Origin of the sequence: Microbacterium sp. CFBP9034 (assembly GCF_034045255.1) — a bacterium.
Taxonomy (GTDB): domain Bacteria; phylum Actinomycetota; class Actinomycetes; order Actinomycetales; family Microbacteriaceae; genus Microbacterium.
On the sequence record NZ_JAXCWC010000001.1, the window covers coordinates 1,499,151 to 1,515,360 of the forward strand.

A 16,210-nucleotide genomic window follows, 5' to 3' on the forward strand; every position below is an offset into this window, starting at 1 on the left:
GGCCACTGTGACGCCGCCGGAGAGCCGGCCGCCGAGCCGCAACTAGAATCGAAGAGCCATGACATCCCCCGCACGTCCCCGCCGCCGCATGACCGGAATCGGCCGCGTTCTCGTCGTCGTCTACGCGATCATGGCGCTCGCCGCCACCGGCCGGTCCTTCGTGCAGATCGTCCAGCGGTTCGACGAGGCGCCACTGGCCTACACGCTCTCGGCGCTCTCGGCGGTCGTGTACATCGTGGCGACCCTGGCGCTCGTGTTCGCGGGTTCTCGCGGCTGGTATCTCGTGGCATGGATCGCGATCGTCTTCGAGCTGGTGGGGGTGCTGGTGGTCGGCACGCTGACCTTCGTGCTCCCCGAGCTGTTCGCGCACCAGACAGTCTGGTCGTGGTTCGGCATGGGCTACCTGTTCATCCCGCTCGTGCTCCCGTTCTTCGGGATGTGGTGGCTCGCCGCCCATCGGCCGGAGTCGCGGTCCGCCGACGCCGAGGTGTCGGCGGTGGCCGCGTGATCGTCTTCCACAGCCCCGCCGAGGTTCCGGCCGGCTTCGGTCCGTCGGTCGTGGCCATCGGCAAGTTCGACGGCGTGCACACCGGTCACCATGCGGTGATCGACAGAGCGAGGGTGGATGCCGCGGCCGTCGGCGCCCGCGTCGTCGCCGTCACGTTCGACCGCAACCCGCTGGCGCTCCTCCGGCCCGATCTCTGCCCCGACAGCCTCGTCGGCGTGCAGCAGAAGCTCCGCCTGCTGGCCGACGCCGGCGTCGACGCCACTCTGATGCTCACCTTCGACCGTGCCCTCGCCGACCTCGGTGCACGGGAGTTCGTCGAGCACGTGCTCGTGGGGGCGCTCGGCGTGCAGATCGTCCTCGTCGGCAGCGACTTCCGCTTCGGCCGCGGCGGAGCCGGAGACCCTGCCCTCCTGCGCGAGCTCGGCGCCGAGTTCGGCTTCGACGTCGACGTGGTCGACGACGTGCGCGCGATCGAGGCCGGCCGGCGTGTGTCGTCGACCTGGGTGCGCGAGCTCCTCGCCGCCGGCGACGTCGCCGGGGCATCGAAGCTCCTCGGCCGCTCGCACGCCGTACGCGGCGAGGTCGTGCACGGCTTCAAGCGCGGCCGCGAACTAGGATTCCCGACGGCGAACCTCTCGGTCGACCTCGAGGGGTTCGTGCCGGCAGAGGGCGTCTACGGCGGATGGCTCATCGACGAGGGCATGCCCGACGCCGAGCATCCGACCGACCCGAAGCGCAGCATCCGCTATCCCGCGGCGATCAGCGTGGGAACCAACCCGACGTTCGACGACGTCGAGGTGCGGCAGGTCGAGGCGTACGTGCTGGATGAGACCGACTTGGAGCTGTATGGGCACACCGTCGAGGTCGAGTTCGTCTCTCGCATCCGCGGTATGGTCGCGTTCGAAGGAATCGGTCCGCTCATCGAGAAGATGACGGACGACGTCGCGAAGGTGCGTGAGGAGCTCACGTGACGCCCACGGCGGACGCGCGGCCGAGCCGTAGACCGCCGCGGCTCGCGCCCCTACGATCGAGGCGTGCACGCTCTGCAGCTTCTCGCCGCTGAGGCGGCGACCGCCAACCCCGTCAATCTGTGGGGCGCCCTGGGCTGTGCCGTCGCCTACTCGGCTTCGCTGCTCGCGACGCTCGACGCCTTCGCCGACCTCATCCTCGCTCGCGGCGACTCTCCGGCGGGGCGGCTGACTCCGGGCGTGGGCATGAAGTTCGCGTCCAAGCTCATCGCGGCCGCCATCGCGGTGATCTCGGCCGGCATCGTCCTCGCTCTCGACGACAACTGGTTCGCGTTCACGACCCTCACGGTCGCGTTCGTCATCGTCGTCGGGATCGGCGTCATCTTCCTGTGGCGGCACTCGGTTTCGCTCGCCGCCGCTGAGGCCGGTCCCACGAGCTGATGAGGTTCTACGGAACTCCCCATCGCCCGCAGGCGGCGTGAGCCGGTTCCCTGTAGCCCGAAGGGCCGTGCTCATATGAGCAGAATCCTGTTCGTATGTTGCTGATCGACCCCGCCCCGCCTACCCTGGACAGAGCGGAAGGAGGACAGTGGACGATATCGACGAACTTCTCTCGATCAGGGCGGCCGAGCTCTACTACGAGGAGAACAAGACGCAGGAGGAGATCGGCCACGCACTTCAGCTCACCCGCTGGAAGGTCGGACGGCTGCTCACGCAGGCGAAGGAGCAGGGCTTCATCCGGATCGAGATCCTGCACGCGCGCGCCCGGCGGCTGCCGCTCGAACGGCGGCTGCGCGACGAGCGCGGGCTCGCCGATGCCGTCGTCGTCTCCCGCGCCGGCGTGCGCTCGCCCGAGGAGCTGCAGGAGCGCGTCGCCCAGGCGGCCGCGGACTACCTCACCGCGCTCCGGCCGGTTCCCCGCACCCTCGGGGTCAGCTGGGGACGCACGCTCTTCGACGTCTCCCAGCACCTCCGCACCGGCTGGGCGAGCGGGCTGAACGTCGTGCAGATCAACGGTGGAGTGAGCCTCAACCGCCGCGCCGGCACGGCCGCCGCCACCGCCGTGGCCATCGCGCACAAGGGCGGGGGCAGCGCCACGCTGCTGCCGAGCCCCGCAATCCTCGAGCGCCTCGAGACCAAGGTCGCGATCGAGTCGGACCGCGTGGTGGCCGGTGTCATCGACCTCGCGCGCTCCGCCGACGCCTTCCTGTTCAGCGCCGGCGCCGCCGATCACCGCTCGGTCCACGTCGAGAGCGGCTACCTCTCCGAGGCCGATGTCGATCTCCTCGTGCAGAAGGGCGCCGTCGGCGACGTCGTCGGACGCTACGTCGACGCGCAGGGGGACATCGTCGATCCCTCCCTCGACGCCCGCACCGTCGGACTCACGCTCGATCGGCTCCGTCAGGCCGCACTCGCGATCGCGGTGACGTCGGGCGAGTCCAAGCACGCGGTGACCGATGCGGTCGTCCGCTCGGGGCTGTGCACCGTCCTCGTCACCGACGAGGAGACCGCCCTCCACCTCCTCGACGGCTGAGCGCCGTCCACATCGTTCCTTCCCACAACGAAAGCCAGGTCAACACATGTCAGGCAGCTCACTGGTCGCCGCGCAGGGACGTGCCCTCGCCGTGCTCGGCGCCGACCCCGACGAGACGACGCTGCGTCGCTACCTCCACGGCCTCCCCGGCGTCGACGCCGTCGGCCTCGAGCAGCGCGCGGCCGGACTCGGCACGCGCTCGATCAAGACCACCTCCAAGGCGTGGGCGCTCGACAAGATCATCGAGCTCATCGACCTGACGACGCTCGAGGGCGCCGACACGCCCGGGAAGGTGCGGTCGCTCGTTGCGAAGGCGCTGAATCCGGATGCCTCCGACCCCAGCTGCCCGCGTGTGGCGGCGGTCTGCGTGTACGGCGACATGGTCCCGTACGCGGTGGACGCGCTCGGGGCCGCCCACGGCGATCCCGACGACGGTGGCGTCAGCGTCGCGGCGGTCGCCACGGCGTTCCCCAGCGGTCGCTCCTCGCTCGCGATCAAACTGGGCGACACGGCAGAGGCGGTGGCGCACGGCGCCGACGAGATCGACATGGTGATCGATCGAGGCGCCTTCCTCGCGGGCCACTACGGCCTGGTGTTCGACCAGATCGCGCAGGTCAAGGAGGCCTGCCGCCGCGAGGACGGGACCTACGCATCGCTCAAGGTCATCCTCGAGACGGGCGAGCTCACCACCTACGACAACGTGAAGCGGGCGTCCTGGCTCGCGATCCTGGCGGGCGGCGACTTCATCAAGACCTCGACCGGCAAGGTTCAGCCCGCGGCGACCCTCCCCGTCACGCTGCTGATGCTGGAGGTCGTGCGCGACTGGCATCGCTCCACCGGCGAGAAGATCGGCGTGAAGCCCGCGGGCGGCATCCGCACCTCGAAGGACGCGATCAAGTACCTCGTCACGGTCGCCGAGACCGTGGGGGAGGAGTGGCTGCAGCCGCATCTCTTCCGCTACGGCGCCTCGAGCCTCCTCAACGATGTGCTCCTGCAGCGCCAGAAGCTGAAGACCGGCCACTACTCCGGCACCGACTACGTGACGATCGACTAAGGACGACGACGATGAGTTTCCTCGAGTACGCCCCCGCGCCCGAGTCGCGGGCGATCCTCAACCTTCGCGACGAGTACGGCCTGTTCATCGACGGCGAGTTCCGCCCCGGCACCGGCGAGACATTCGCGACCATCTCGCCCGCCGACGAGAAGCACATCGCGACGATCGCCTCGGCGAGTGAAGCGGATGTCGATGCCGCCGTCGCCGCGGCCCGTCGCGCCTACGACAAGACGTGGTCGAGGATGAGCGGACGCGACCGCGGCAAGTACCTCTTCCGTATCGCCCGCCTCGTGCAGGAGCGTGCGCGCGAGCTCGCTGTCGCCGAGAGCCTCGACAACGGCAAGCCGATCAAGGAGAGCCGCGACGTCGACGTTCCGCTGGTCGCCGCCTGGTTCTTCTACTACGCAGGCTGGGCCGACAAGCTGGACTACGCAGGACTCGGCGCCGACCCGCGAGCGCTCGGCGTGGCCGGTCAGGTGATCCCGTGGAACTTCCCGCTGCTCATGCTCGCGTGGAAGATCGCGCCGGCGCTCGCCGCAGGCAACACCGTCGTGATCAAGCCCGCCGAGACCACGCCGCTGTCGGCGCTGATCTTCGCCGAGATCCTCCAGCAGGCCGATCTGCCCCCGGGCGTGGTCAACATCGTGACCGGGGCCGGATCCACCGGTGCGGCGCTGGTGCGGCATCCGGATGTCGACAAGATCGCCTTCACCGGCTCGACACCCGTCGGCCGCGGGATCGCGAAGGCGGTCGCCGGCACCGACAAGCGCCTGACGCTCGAGTTGGGCGGCAAGGCCGCGAACATCGTGTTCGAGGATGCGCCGATCGACCAGGCCATCGAGGGCATCGTCAACGGCATCTTCTTCAACCAGGGGCACGTGTGCTGCGCCGGCAGCCGCCTGCTGGTGCAGGAGTCGATCCACGACGAGGTCGTCGACCGGCTGAAGTCGCGCCTGTCGACGCTGCGCCTCGGTGACCCGCTCGACAAGAACAGCGACATCGGCGCCATCAACTCGCGCGCGCAGCTGGATCGCATCCGGGAGCTCAGCCGCATCGGCGAGGAGGAGGGCGCCGTCCGCTGGAGCGCGGACTGCGTGATCCCCGACAACGGCTTCTGGTTCGCGCCGACGATCTTCACGAACGTGCAGGCGAGCCACCGCATCGCGCGGGACGAGATCTTCGGCCCGGTGCTCTCGGTGCTCACGTTCCGCACCCCCGCCGAGGCGATCGAGAAGGCCAACAACACGCCGTACGGCCTGTCGGCGGGCATCTGGAGCGACAAGGGCTCGCGCATCCTCGCTGTCGCCGACCGCCTGCGCGCCGGCGTCATCTGGGCCAACACGTTCAACCGCTTCGATCCGGCCAGCCCGTTCGGCGGCTACAAGGAGTCCGGCTACGGCCGGGAGGGCGGCCGCCACGGCCTCCTCGCGTACCTGAAGGGAGCCGCGGCATGAGCAAGCGACTGACTGTTCCGAAGACCTACAAGCTCTACATCGGCGGGGCCTTCCCCCGCAGCGAGTCGGGACGTACGTACGAGGTCGTCACGACCAAGGGCGACTTCCTCGCCAATGCGGCGCTCGCGTCTCGAAAGGACGCCCGGGATGCCGTCACCGCCGCCCGCGGCGCCGTGAAGGGCTGGTCCGGCGCCACCGCCTACAACCGCGGCCAGGTCCTCTACCGCGTGGCCGAGATCCTCGAGGGCCGGCGGGCGCAATTCATCGACGAGATCGTGCAGCAGACCGGTGCCTCGGCGGGCGCGGCCGCAGTCGAGGTCGACGAGGCGATCGACCGCTGGGTCTGGTACGCCGGGTGGTGCGACAAGTTCGGCCAGGTCGCGGGCAACGGCAACCCGGTCGCGGGTCCGTACTTCAACATCTCGGTGCCCGAGCCCACCGGCGTCGTCGGCGTCATCGCGCCGCAGGACACGGCGCTCGTCGGCCTCGTGTCGGCGATCGCGCCGGCGCTCGTCACCGGCAACACGGTCGTCGTCGTCGCCTCGCAGCGCTTCCCGCTGTCGGCGATCAGCCTGGCCGAGGTGCTCGCCACCAGCGATGTGCCCGGCGGAGTCGTGAACGTCCTCACCGGGTCTCCCGGTGAGCTCGCCCCGTGGATCGCGTCGCACCCCGATGTGCACGGACTCGACCTCGTCGGCGCCGGCGACCTGGACTGGGTCGACCTGCAGATCGCCGCGGCCGAGACGCTGACGCGCGTGCTCCCGCCGGAGAACGGGCCCGGTGCCGCCGCTCCCAGCCTCGATCGCATCACCGCGTTCACCGAGACGAAGACGGTATGGCACACGAAGAGCCTCATCTAGCGGCTCGGACCGGCACCGGGGCGGGACCGGCGGTCAGAGGTCGAGCCCGCCCCAGTGGCCGGGCTCGCGCAGCTCGCCGTAGCTGACTTCCACGCCGTCGCGAGAGACCGAGGCGACGCAGGCGAGCAGCGACAGCGTCGGGTAGCCGTACGGCCGGTTGTCGCGGATGATGGCGCGGTCGTCGGTGCTCTCGAGCTCGGTCGACCTCTCGAGCACGTCCACCCAGGGCCCCCACCACCGCCCCGAGCTCGGCAGGGACGCGTCGCGGAACTCGTCGATCCACCGGGAGATCCGCGGGGTGCCCGGATCGTCGACGTCGTCGTGGGCGATCATGTGCGTTCCGGGCGCGAGATCCTCGGCGCGCAGGGTCGCGCCGTCCCACATCAGCACCCGTGCGGCCCCGCGGTCGATCTCGACCAGGTTGAACCCGTGCGTCCGCGGCTCGGCGGCGGGAGAGCGGCCGTCCACCGAGTCGAGCACGATGCCCCCGCGCGACACCAGCTCGGACTCGGGCCGGGTGGAGACGTCGGCGCGATTGAGCAGCACCGCGAGCCGGTGCGCCTCGGGGTCGGCCGCGAGCCATGCCCCACCTGCCCGCACATCGCGGACACCCACGACGCCGTCGTGCGGTTCCGGCCACCAGCGGCCGAGGGGATTCCAGGGCCGCGCCGGGTCCTCGTCCCGGACTGCGAGCAGGCGTGTGGGCTCGTCCGCCGATGCGGGAACGCGAATGACGACGGTGCACATCGGAGTCCTCCTGCCTGCGGCGATCCTGGTCGTGCCAAGATCGGATGGTGTTCGTCGTGGTCGGAGTCACCGGTGGGATAGCCGCTTACAAGACGGTGCACCTCGTGCGCCTGCTCGTCAAGGACGGACACGAGGTTCACGTCGTGCCGACCGAGGACGCCCTGCGCTTCGTGGGGCTGCCGACCTGGGAGGCCATCAGCCGGCACCCGGTCACGACCTCCGTGCACGATGACGTCGCCCGAGTGCGCCACGTCTCGCTCGGGCAGTCGGCCGATCTGGTCATCGTCGCGCCCGCGACCGCGAACACGCTCGCGAAGATGGCGACCGGACTCGCCGACGATCTCCTCGGGACGACCCTCCTCGCGACCACGGCGCCGGTCGTCGTGGCGCCGGCGATGCACACCGAGATGTGGCGGCATCCTGCGACGGTCCACAACATCGCGACGCTGCGGGCTCGCGGCGTCATCATGGTCGGACCGGACGACGGCGCCCTCACCGGCGGCGACAGCGGCCCGGGCCGCATGTCCGACCCCGAGGCGATCTTCGCCGCGGCGCTCGCGGCCGTCGGTGCAGCGGGCGGCGACCTCGAGGGGCTTCGCGTCGTGGTGAGCGCCGGCGGCACCCGTGAGCCGATCGACCCGGTGCGGTTCATCGGCAACCGCTCGAGCGGCAAGCAGGGAGCGGCGGTGGCGCTCGCCGCCGCGGATCGGGGTGCCGACGTCGTGCTGCTCGCCGCCCATGTCGACGACGGGGTGCTGGCCGAGGCATCCGCTCATCAGCGCGTCCGCGTCGTGCGAGTCGGCACGGCCGCAGAGCTCTCCGCCGCGGTGGGGGAGGCGGCTCAGGACGCCGACGCGATCGTGATGGCGGCCGCCGTGGCCGACTACCGGGTGGCGGACGTCTCGGCCGTCAAGCTGTCGAAGGATGCCGCCCCCGGCCGAGGACTCACCCTCACTCTCGTCGAGAACGACGACATCCTCGCCGGCCTCGTGGAGAGCCGTCGCGAGGGCCAGACCATCGTGGGCTTCGCGGCGGAGACGCCGACCGAGAACGAGACCGTGCTCGAACGGGGACGCCGGAAGGCGGCACGGAAGGGTGCTGACCTGCTCGCGGTGAATCAGGTCGGATGGACCACGGGGTTCGAGGCCGACGACAACGAGATCACGCTGCTCGACGCCCGCGGCGAGGTGGTCGGGACCGCCGTCGGGACCAAGCGCCAGGCCGCGGATGCGCTGTGGGATGCGGTGGTCGAGGTCCGCGCCAAGATGAGGTAACGAAAAGGTAACGGCGCATGTAGAGTGGTCGCACCCCCCGTCGACGGAGACGCGGGGACAGACCCGGAGGACATGCCCGATGCCCTACTCCGCGGCCTCCGATCGCGCCCGCGACCGGACCCACGCGCTGCTCGTCGTCTGCGTGCTCGCCGTCGCGAGCCTCGTGATCGCGTTCCTCGGTGCGAGTCCTGCGCGGGTGAGCGCGACCGAACTGCTCGGCGATCCGCGCACTCCCGGAGACGCCGCGTTCATCGCGAGTCATCGCGGTGGCGGCGCGACGGCCCCGGAGAACACGCTGCCCGCGATCAGTGCGGCGCTGGCGGCCGGCTTCGGCTACGTCGAGGTCGACGTCGCCCTCACCGCCGACCGCCACCCCGTGCTGCTGCACGACGAGAAGGTCGACCGCACCACCGACGGCAGCGGGCACATCGCCGAGCTCACCTTGGCCGAGGTCCGCGCCCTCGACGCCGGGACATGGTTCGACCCCGCGTTCGGCGGCACCCGCATCCCCACCTTCGGGGAGTTCCTGGACACGCTCGCCGGTGCCGGCGGCCGGGCGATCGTGGAGCTGAAGGGCCTGTGGGATGCCCCCGCCGTCGAGAGCGCGCTGGCCGAGGTCAGCCGGCGCGGCCTCGAGCGCCACGTCGCCATCTCCAGCTTCGACGCCCGCACGCTCGCGCTCTCCTCCGCAGCCTCGGAGGTCGTGTCGCGCCTGCTGATCCTCAAGCACGTGCCGCAGGACGTCGTCGCCGCGGTCGAGCAGGCCGGCGTCCGGGGGATCATCGTCGAGCGGAAGGCCGTTCTCGCGCGACCGGAGATCGTCGACGAGCTGCACGGCGCCGGTGCACGGGTGGTGGTCTACACCCTCAACAAAGACGCGCAGTGGGATGCCGTCACCGCCCTGGGCGTCGACGGCATCGTCACCGACGACCCGGGAACGCTCTCGGAGTGGCAGGCGGGGTACGCGGTCGATCGCTGACCGGCGCGTTCCCTCGCGCGGCCGGTCACCGCGCCGTACTGTCGAACGGAGGCTCGCCCGAGCGCCGGAGGTGTCATGTCGTACGAACGTCGATCGCGATCGCTCCGGTTCGCGGGCTGTGGGCTCATCCTGATCGTCGCGGCCGCCGTCACGGTGGCGTGTCAGCCCGAACCCGGGCCTGAGGTCACGCAGACCTCGACGTCCGCTCCGACGCCCTCGCTGACGCCGCGTCCGGGCGGCTCGTCGCCCACGCCGATCGAGACCGAGGCGCCCGATGCCTCGTTCGAGCTTCCCGAGGGCTGCGAGGCACTGTACTCGCCGGCGATGCTCGAGACGCTCGAGGCCGACAACCCGCCGCTGAACCACCCCGAAGTCACGATGCTCTCCACCCAGAACGTCGACCTCATCGACATCATCGAGAGCGATGCCCCGACCCTGCGGTGCTCGTGGGGCGAGCCGAGCGAGTACGGCCTCGCGACCAACGTCACCGTGGTCGACGATGACCAGTCGGCGTTCATCGGCGACGAGCTCCGCAACTCCGGGTTCGAGTGCGCGGCACTCGGCGACGGCACGATCTGCCGCACCGAGCAGAAGGGCGTCACGCTCGACGACGAGGAGTACGCCGGCGGCGAGACGCACTATCTCGGAGGCGGCGGCTGGGTCACGACGGCGTGGATCAACTTCTCGCCCGAAGGGTACACGGAAGACATCGTCGCGACGCTCTGGGGCTGACGGCCGTCGTTCCGCTAGACTGGGTGCAGGGAATCCGCTGACGATGCCGCAGCTCGCAGAAGCGAGTGCCCGCGGCCGCCGGTGAGAACATCCCGTCCCGCGTTCGCGACGGCGCCAGCGCCGCCCGCGGGAGCACCCAGAATCTTCGGTCTCGCACCGATCATCGCCGGACCCGCCGGCACTCACGCTCAGGAGGAGCATGCCGCCCACGGCACCCACCCAGACGTCCTCTCAGCGACGTCGGAAGACGTCCTCGTCGCGGCGCGACGACGAAGCCCCCATCATCCCGATCCTCGCCCGCAAGGTGCGCGAGGTCGAGGCCAAGGCCCAGCGCGGAAAGCTCGGACCGACCAACCGCGTCAAGTTCCAGGTGATCGCGTTCCTCGTGCGCGAGGAGCGCGCCCGGGTGAAGGCCGACACCGAGGTCACCGACGCCGCGCGTGCAGAGCTGCTCAAGCGCCTCGACGGCGTCGCGACCATTCTCGCCAAGACCGCTGCCCGCGACACGTCGCTGATCCAGCTGCTCGAGGCCGATCAGGCCGCGTCTCCGGTCGCACGGCGCATGCGCCGCGACTGGCTGCTCGAGTCGGGCGCCGAGCTTCCCCCGGACGAGCTGATCATCACCGATGTGGCGCCCGTGTCGGCACCCGTCGTGCCCGCCGCGCTCGCCGAGCGTCAGGTCATTCCGCCGCAGGTCGAGTCCCGCCGCGAGGCGAACCCGTTCCTGGCACCCGACCTCACCGCGCGTGCCCCCAAGGAGACGCCGCGACGGCGCCTGGACGGCTGGGAGCTCATGGGCCCGCTGTACAAGGCGTTCGAGACCGGCGCCGGCGGCGGTGCGGCCACGATGGAGCTGCCGCCCGTCCCCGAGTTCGATCGGCTGTCGCCGAAGAACCTCGAGATCATGGTGCACCAGTCGCGCTTCATCGAGGCGGTCCGCGGAGGGCACCGCACGTTCCTCCTCGCCGATGAGCCCGGCCTCGGCAAGACGGCGGAGTCGGTGCTCGCGGCATCCGTCGCGAATGCCTACCCGCTGCTGGCCGTCGTGCCCAATGTCGTCAAGATGAACTGGGCCCGCGAGGTGGAGCGCTGGACGCCGCATCGTCGTGCGACGGTCATCCACGGTGACGGCGAGAACATCGACGCGTTCGCCGACGTCTTCATCGTCAACTACGAGATCCTCGATCGGCACCTGTCGTGGCTCAGCAGTCTCGGCCTCAAGGGCATGGTCGTCGACGAGGCGCACTTCATCAAGAACCTCTCGTCGCAGCGCTCGCAGAACGTGCTCGCTCTGGCCAACCGCATCCGCGAGCAGGTGCGCGACCCGCTGCTGCTCGCCCTGACCGGAACGCCGCTGATCAACGATGTCGAGGACTTCGATGCGATCTGGCGCTTCCTTGGCTGGACCACGGGCGAGAAGCCCGGGCCGATCCTCATGGAGAAGCTCGACGACACCGGCCTCACGCCCGCCGACAAGGCCTTCTATCCCGAGGCACGCAGCGCCGTCATCTCGATGGGCATCGTGCGGCGCAAGAAGAAGGATGTCGCGGCCGACCTGCCCGACAAGCTGATCGCCGATCTCCCCGTCGAGCTGGACGACGAGTTCGGCCGGTCGATCCGTCAGGCCGAGCGCGAGCTGGGCGAGCGCCTGGCAGCCCGGTACCGCCGGATCCTCGAGGCGCGGGGCGACCGCGGTCTCGCGCCCGGTGAGGTCGACGACGACATCGTCCGACTCGTCGCGCAGAACGAGCTGGACGAGTCGAAGGCCGCGGGCACCGGCTCGGAGAACGTCTTCACCATGGTGCGCAAGATCGGTCAGGCCAAGGCCCTCCTCGCGGCGGACTACGCCGTGCAGCTGCAGCGCTCGGTGGGCAAGGTCGTGTTCTTCGCGAAGCACATCGACGTGATGGATGCCGCGGAGGCCCACTTCGCCGGCGCCGGACTCCGGACCGTGTCGATCCGAGGGGATCAGACGACGCCGGCCCGCCAGCAGGCGATCGACGACTTCAACAACGACCCGGCCGTGGGCATCGCCGTGTGCTCGCTCACCGCGGCGGGTGTCGGCCTCAACATGCAGGCCTCGTCGAACGTCGTGCTCGCCGAGCTGTCGTGGACGGCGGCCGAGCAGACCCAGGCGATCGACCGCGTGCACCGCATCGGCCAGGACGAGCCGGTCACGGCCTGGCGCATCATCGCGGCGCACACGATCGACACCAAGATCGCGGAGCTCATCGACTCGAAGCAGGGCCTCGCCGCCCGTGCGCTCGACGGTGAAGCCGTCGACCCGCAGTCGAGCGACTCGGTGCAGCTCTCCGCGCTCATGCACCTCGTGCGGCAGGCGCTCGGCGCCGACTGATCACCGCCCCGTCGTCATCGACGCCCCGCCCCGCTGCCGAAGCGGGGCGGGGCGTCGGCGTTCCGCCCGCTAGGGTGGCGCGGTGACCCTCGATGCCGCTCTCCTCCTCGCCGGTCCACGGGGGCGTCGCCTGTGCCTCGAGTACGCGACGGCCGCGGCACGTGAGTCGGGCACGCAGGCGGGCCGGGATGCCGCGACCGCGGTGTTCTGGGCGGCGCACGCCCTCGAGGGGGAGTCATCCACCTCCGTCCTGTTCACGTCAGACGGATCGCCGCCCACGGGTGCTGTGCCGGCGGTCCGCCCGGAGGAGGCGGCATCCGCTCTCGACTCGATCGCGCTGCCGTCGCCCTCGGCCGAGAGCCTGCGCGACGCGCTCGGTGCGTCGGTGGATCGTGCGATGTACTGGCAGCCGCCCGACGGTGCAGACGTGCTCGCGTCCACGGCTCCGGTGCGCGGATCTCTGGCACGGGTCGCTGAGCTCGTCGCCGCTTCTCCGCACGCGGGCTGGTGGGCGACGCCGGTGGAGCTCGACGACCAGTGGGCGGTGCCCTGGGAGGGCAGCGGTCGCCCGCCGGCCGACCCCGGGAGTGTGCTCGCCGCCTGGCGAGAGGGTGTCGCGGCCGACGAGATCCGCGCCGCACGCGAGCGGCCCGCCGACCCGAACGCACCCTGGAGCGGGATGTGGTGGTCGATGCCGCCGACGGAGCTGTCGCACTCGACGCGCGGCATCGCGGGCGGGGCTCCCGCCGGCCTGTGGCTCGTCGAGGACAGTCCCGGATGGGAAGCCGCGACCGCCACGCCGTTGGACGCGTTCCCCGGCCGCGTGATCGAGATCCACGGGCCGGAGGAGTGGATCGACCTGTGCCGCCGGCATCCGCTCCCCGTCACCGCGTCCCGACGACACGACTGGTTCCGGGTGACCGGGCGCGACGGCGACTGGGTGATGCCCGACTGGTCGAGGGTCGCCGAGGAGGCCGACGGAGTGCACGTGAGCGTCGCCTGCTACCTGGCGACGGCCGGAAGGCTGCTCGACCTCGAGGACGGGCGCGCATCGGTGATGGCCGGCTGGGCTCCCGACACGACGTGGTGGTTCGCGGGGGTGAGCGCGCGCGAGGCGGATGCCGTGCAGTGGGTGCGCGACGATGACGACTGGGTGCCGGCGGCGAGCGAGCGCTGACTCCCGACGGGGGTGCGCCGTGTGGCAGGCCGTCGCCCGCGGCGATAGTGTCTCAGAGGCAGCGTCGCCGAACAGCTTCACCCGACAGCGAGGACCACAGCATGAAGATCGGCATCCTGACCAGCGGCGGCGACTGCCCCGGACTGAACGCGGTCATCCGCGGCGTCGTGCTCAAGGGCACGACGACGTACGACCTGGAGTTCGTCGGCATCCGCGACGGCTGGCGCGGTGTGGTCGACGGCGACTTCTTCCCGCTCACCCGGCACGAGGTCAAAGGCCTCTCAAAGGTCGGCGGCACGATCCTGGGCACGAGCCGCACCAACCCCTACGAAGGGCCGCGCGGCGGCGCCGAGAACATCGCGAAGACGATGTACGGCCACCGCCTCGACGGCATCATCGCCATCGGCGGCGAAGGCACGCTCGCGGCGGCGAACCGTCTCGCGAACGACGGCATCAACGTGCTCGGCGTCCCCAAGACCATCGACAACGACCTGCGGGCCACGGACTACTCGTTCGGCTTCGACACGGCCGTGAACATCGCCACGGATGCGATGGACCGCCTGCGCACCACCGGCGACTCGCATCAGCGCTGCATGGTCGCCGAGGTCATGGGCCGCCACGTCGGCTGGATCGCCCTCCACGCGGGTATGGCCGCCGGCGCGCACGCGATCTGCATCCCCGAGGTGCCGATGTCGATCGATGAGATCACGTCGCTGGTGTCGCGCGCGCATGACCGCGGCCGCGCCCCGCTGATCGTCGTGTCGGAGGGCTTCACGCTGACCGGCATGGACGAGGCGTTCAGCGACAAGGGCCTCGATGCCTTCAACCGTCCGCGGCTGGGTGGCATCAGCGAGGTGCTCGCGCCCGAGATCGAGCGGATCACCGGCATCGAGACGCGCTCCACGGTGCTCGGGCACATCCAGCGGGGCGGGTCGCCGTCTGGCTTCGACCGCGTGCTCGCGACCCGGCTCGGCCTGCATGCCGCCGATGCCGTCGTCGACGGCGCCTGGGGCCAGATGGTCGCGATGCGCGGCACCGACATCGTGCGCGTGCCCTTCGCCGAGGCGCTCGGCGAGCTCAACACCGTGCCCCTCCACCGCTACGAAGAGGCCGCAGCGCTGTTCGGCTGAGCTTCCCGGCAGCGGATGCCTCGGCCCGAGGCATCCGCTCGCCCCTGCGGGGTGGTGGCCCCCTGCGCCAACGCAGGAGAAATCCGGTGTGCAGGACTCTCCGTGTCGAAGCGTCCTGCGCAGCTGATTTCTCCTGCTCAGACAGTGCCGGCGTCTGGCACCGGATGCCTCGGCCCGAGGCATCCGCTCCTGCGTGGTGGTGGCCTCCTGCGTAGGGGGTGCCGGCCCATCCTCCCCCGTCGCGGGGCGGGACGCGCTGTCCACATCTGCAGGGCAGGCGAGCGCAGACGGATGCTGCGCCCGGCAGCATCTACGGATGCGATCAGTCGACGACCTTGCCGAACGACTGTCGACTGCGGGCGGCGTTGTGTCGACGCGGGACGCGCACGGGGAGGGCTTCACGGTCCACTGTATCCGCCGGGCGATCAAGGAGGGCGTGGCGGAACGCGTGCGCAAGCGCTGGCTCGTCTCGCCGGCCTGCGATCGCACGGTCCGCCTCGCCATTCAGGCCGGCGGGCGCCTCACCTGCCTCACGGCCGCAGCCAGGCTGGGGCTTTGGGTTCCGACGCACGACCAGGTTCACATCGCCGTGCCGCCGACGGCGTCGCGCATCGACGGCTCCGGACTGCGGGTCCACTGGAGCCGCGGCCCCATGCCCGTCGCGCAGGGCGCCCACTCCGACGGCGTGATCAATGTGCTGTTCCATGTGGCGCGGTGCATCCCGCCTGCGGACGGGCTGGCGGTGTGGGAGTCGGCGCTGCGCACCCGCCTCGTGGATCCCGCGATCCTCGAGCGCGTTGAGTGGCGCAGCGATGCCGCCCGGCGGCTCGCGGCCGAGGCATCCGTCCTCTCCGACTCGGGGATCGAGACCCGGTTCGTCGTCCTCATGCGCTCGATCGGGGTCGCGGTGCGGCAGCAGATGCGGTTGCTCGGGCATCCGGTGGACGCGCTGATCGGCAGTCGACTGGTCGTTCAGCTCGACGGGTTCGCCCATCACCAGGCGGCGGATCGGCGCCGCGACCTGCGCCACGACGCGGAGCTCGCGCTGCGCGGCTTCACCGTCCTGCGGTTCGACTACTACCAGGTGCTGTTCGAGCCCGACTCGGTCATCCGCGCCGTCGCGACAGCGATCGCGCAGGGTCGGCACCGCTGAGGCGGCTCTCACCGCGGCGGTTCACCGCACAGGAGAACTCTGCTGGACAGGACGTTCGGTGGGTGAAGCATCCTGCGTAGCGGACTCCTCCTGTGCGGCGGAGTTGTTATGACAGGGGAGGGGCGGATGCCGCAGCCTGGGCGCCAGGCGGACGTGGAGCGCCCTCGGGCCCGACGCCCGCGTAGGAGAAATCTGCTGGACAGGACGTTCGGTGGGTGAAGCATCCTGCCCAGCGAACTTCTCCTGTCCAGCGGAGTTGGCATGGCAGGGGAGCCCCCGAGCCC

Annotated in this window: 15 protein-coding genes; 14 read left to right on the forward strand and 1 reads right to left on the reverse strand. The window is 70.7% G+C overall.

Annotation, left to right across the window (positions count from 1 at the left end; genetic code table 11):
- The first annotated feature begins 58 nt into the window (after window positions 1-58).
- The 7 genes from SOM19_RS06715 to SOM19_RS06745 all read left to right on the forward strand — a co-directional run bounded on the left by SOM19_RS06715 (window position 59) and on the right by SOM19_RS06745 (window position 6,378).
- Window positions 59-508: a hypothetical protein gene (locus SOM19_RS06715; RefSeq protein ID WP_320485768.1), complete on the forward strand. Its 450-nt coding sequence runs from the start codon at window positions 59-61 to the stop codon at window positions 506-508.
- A complete protein-coding gene (locus SOM19_RS06720) occupies window positions 505-1,479 on the forward strand; it encodes a bifunctional riboflavin kinase/FAD synthetase (RefSeq protein WP_320485769.1) in 975 nt (324 codons plus the stop codon). Before SOM19_RS06715 ends, SOM19_RS06720 begins: the two co-directional genes overlap by 4 nt.
- Window positions 1,480-1,542: 63 nt before the next feature.
- Window positions 1,543-1,917, forward strand: coding sequence for a hypothetical protein (locus SOM19_RS06725; RefSeq protein ID WP_320485770.1), 375 nt, complete (start codon window positions 1,543-1,545; stop codon window positions 1,915-1,917).
- 148 nt (window positions 1,918-2,065) lie between these two features.
- Window positions 2,066-3,010: a sugar-binding transcriptional regulator gene (locus SOM19_RS06730; protein WP_320485771.1), complete on the forward strand. Its 945-nt coding sequence runs from the start codon at window positions 2,066-2,068 to the stop codon at window positions 3,008-3,010.
- 46 nt (window positions 3,011-3,056) lie between these two features.
- On the forward strand, window positions 3,057-4,064 hold the full coding sequence (deoC, locus tag SOM19_RS06735) for a deoxyribose-phosphate aldolase (protein WP_320485772.1): 1,008 nt from the start codon (window positions 3,057-3,059) through the stop codon (window positions 4,062-4,064).
- A gap of 11 nt (window positions 4,065-4,075) precedes the next feature.
- Complete coding sequence (locus SOM19_RS06740; protein WP_320485773.1) at window positions 4,076-5,518, forward strand: aldehyde dehydrogenase family protein; 1,443 nt, start codon at window positions 4,076-4,078, stop codon at window positions 5,516-5,518.
- Window positions 5,515-6,378, forward strand: coding sequence for an aldehyde dehydrogenase family protein (locus tag SOM19_RS06745; protein ID WP_320485774.1), 864 nt, complete (start codon window positions 5,515-5,517; stop codon window positions 6,376-6,378). The genes SOM19_RS06740 and SOM19_RS06745 overlap by 4 nt, the downstream gene beginning before the upstream one ends.
- A gap of 33 nt (window positions 6,379-6,411) precedes the next feature.
- Here SOM19_RS06745 and SOM19_RS06750 read toward each other — a convergent pair whose 3' ends face one another.
- Window positions 6,412-7,125, reverse strand: a complete 714-nt coding sequence (locus tag SOM19_RS06750; protein ID WP_320485775.1) for an NRDE family protein — start codon at window positions 7,123-7,125, stop codon at window positions 6,412-6,414.
- Between the two features lie 47 nt (window positions 7,126-7,172).
- On the opposite strand from SOM19_RS06750, the gene coaBC reads away from it, so the two are divergent.
- From coaBC to SOM19_RS06785, 7 genes are all read left to right on the forward strand, one after another.
- Window positions 7,173-8,399: a bifunctional phosphopantothenoylcysteine decarboxylase/phosphopantothenate--cysteine ligase CoaBC gene (gene coaBC / locus SOM19_RS06755; RefSeq protein ID WP_320486683.1), complete on the forward strand. Its 1,227-nt coding sequence runs from the start codon at window positions 7,173-7,175 to the stop codon at window positions 8,397-8,399.
- Between the two features lie 79 nt (window positions 8,400-8,478).
- Window positions 8,479-9,378, forward strand: a complete 900-nt coding sequence (locus SOM19_RS06760) for a glycerophosphodiester phosphodiesterase (RefSeq protein WP_320485776.1) — start codon at window positions 8,479-8,481, stop codon at window positions 9,376-9,378.
- A 75-nt stretch (window positions 9,379-9,453) separates the two neighbouring features.
- The gene (locus SOM19_RS06765) at window positions 9,454-10,110 is read left to right on the forward strand and encodes a hypothetical protein (protein WP_320485777.1); all 657 of its coding nucleotides are present in this window, start codon (window positions 9,454-9,456) and stop codon (window positions 10,108-10,110) included.
- 199 nt (window positions 10,111-10,309) lie between these two features.
- The gene (locus SOM19_RS06770; RefSeq protein ID WP_320485778.1) at window positions 10,310-12,466 is read left to right on the forward strand and encodes a DEAD/DEAH box helicase; all 2,157 of its coding nucleotides are present in this window, start codon (window positions 10,310-10,312) and stop codon (window positions 12,464-12,466) included.
- A gap of 82 nt (window positions 12,467-12,548) precedes the next feature.
- Entirely contained in the window at window positions 12,549-13,643 is a 1,095-nt protein-coding gene (locus tag SOM19_RS06775) for a hypothetical protein (RefSeq protein WP_320485779.1), read from the forward strand.
- Window positions 13,644-13,744: 101 nt separating this feature from the next.
- Window positions 13,745-14,773 carry an ATP-dependent 6-phosphofructokinase gene (locus SOM19_RS06780; RefSeq protein WP_320485780.1) on the forward strand — a complete coding sequence of 343 codons (1,029 nt, stop codon included), beginning with the start codon at window positions 13,745-13,747 and terminating at the stop codon, window positions 14,771-14,773.
- A gap of 316 nt (window positions 14,774-15,089) precedes the next feature.
- Window positions 15,090-15,926, forward strand: a complete 837-nt coding sequence (locus SOM19_RS06785; protein WP_320485781.1) for an endonuclease domain-containing protein — start codon at window positions 15,090-15,092, stop codon at window positions 15,924-15,926.
- Window positions 15,927-16,210: the final 284 nt, after the last annotated feature.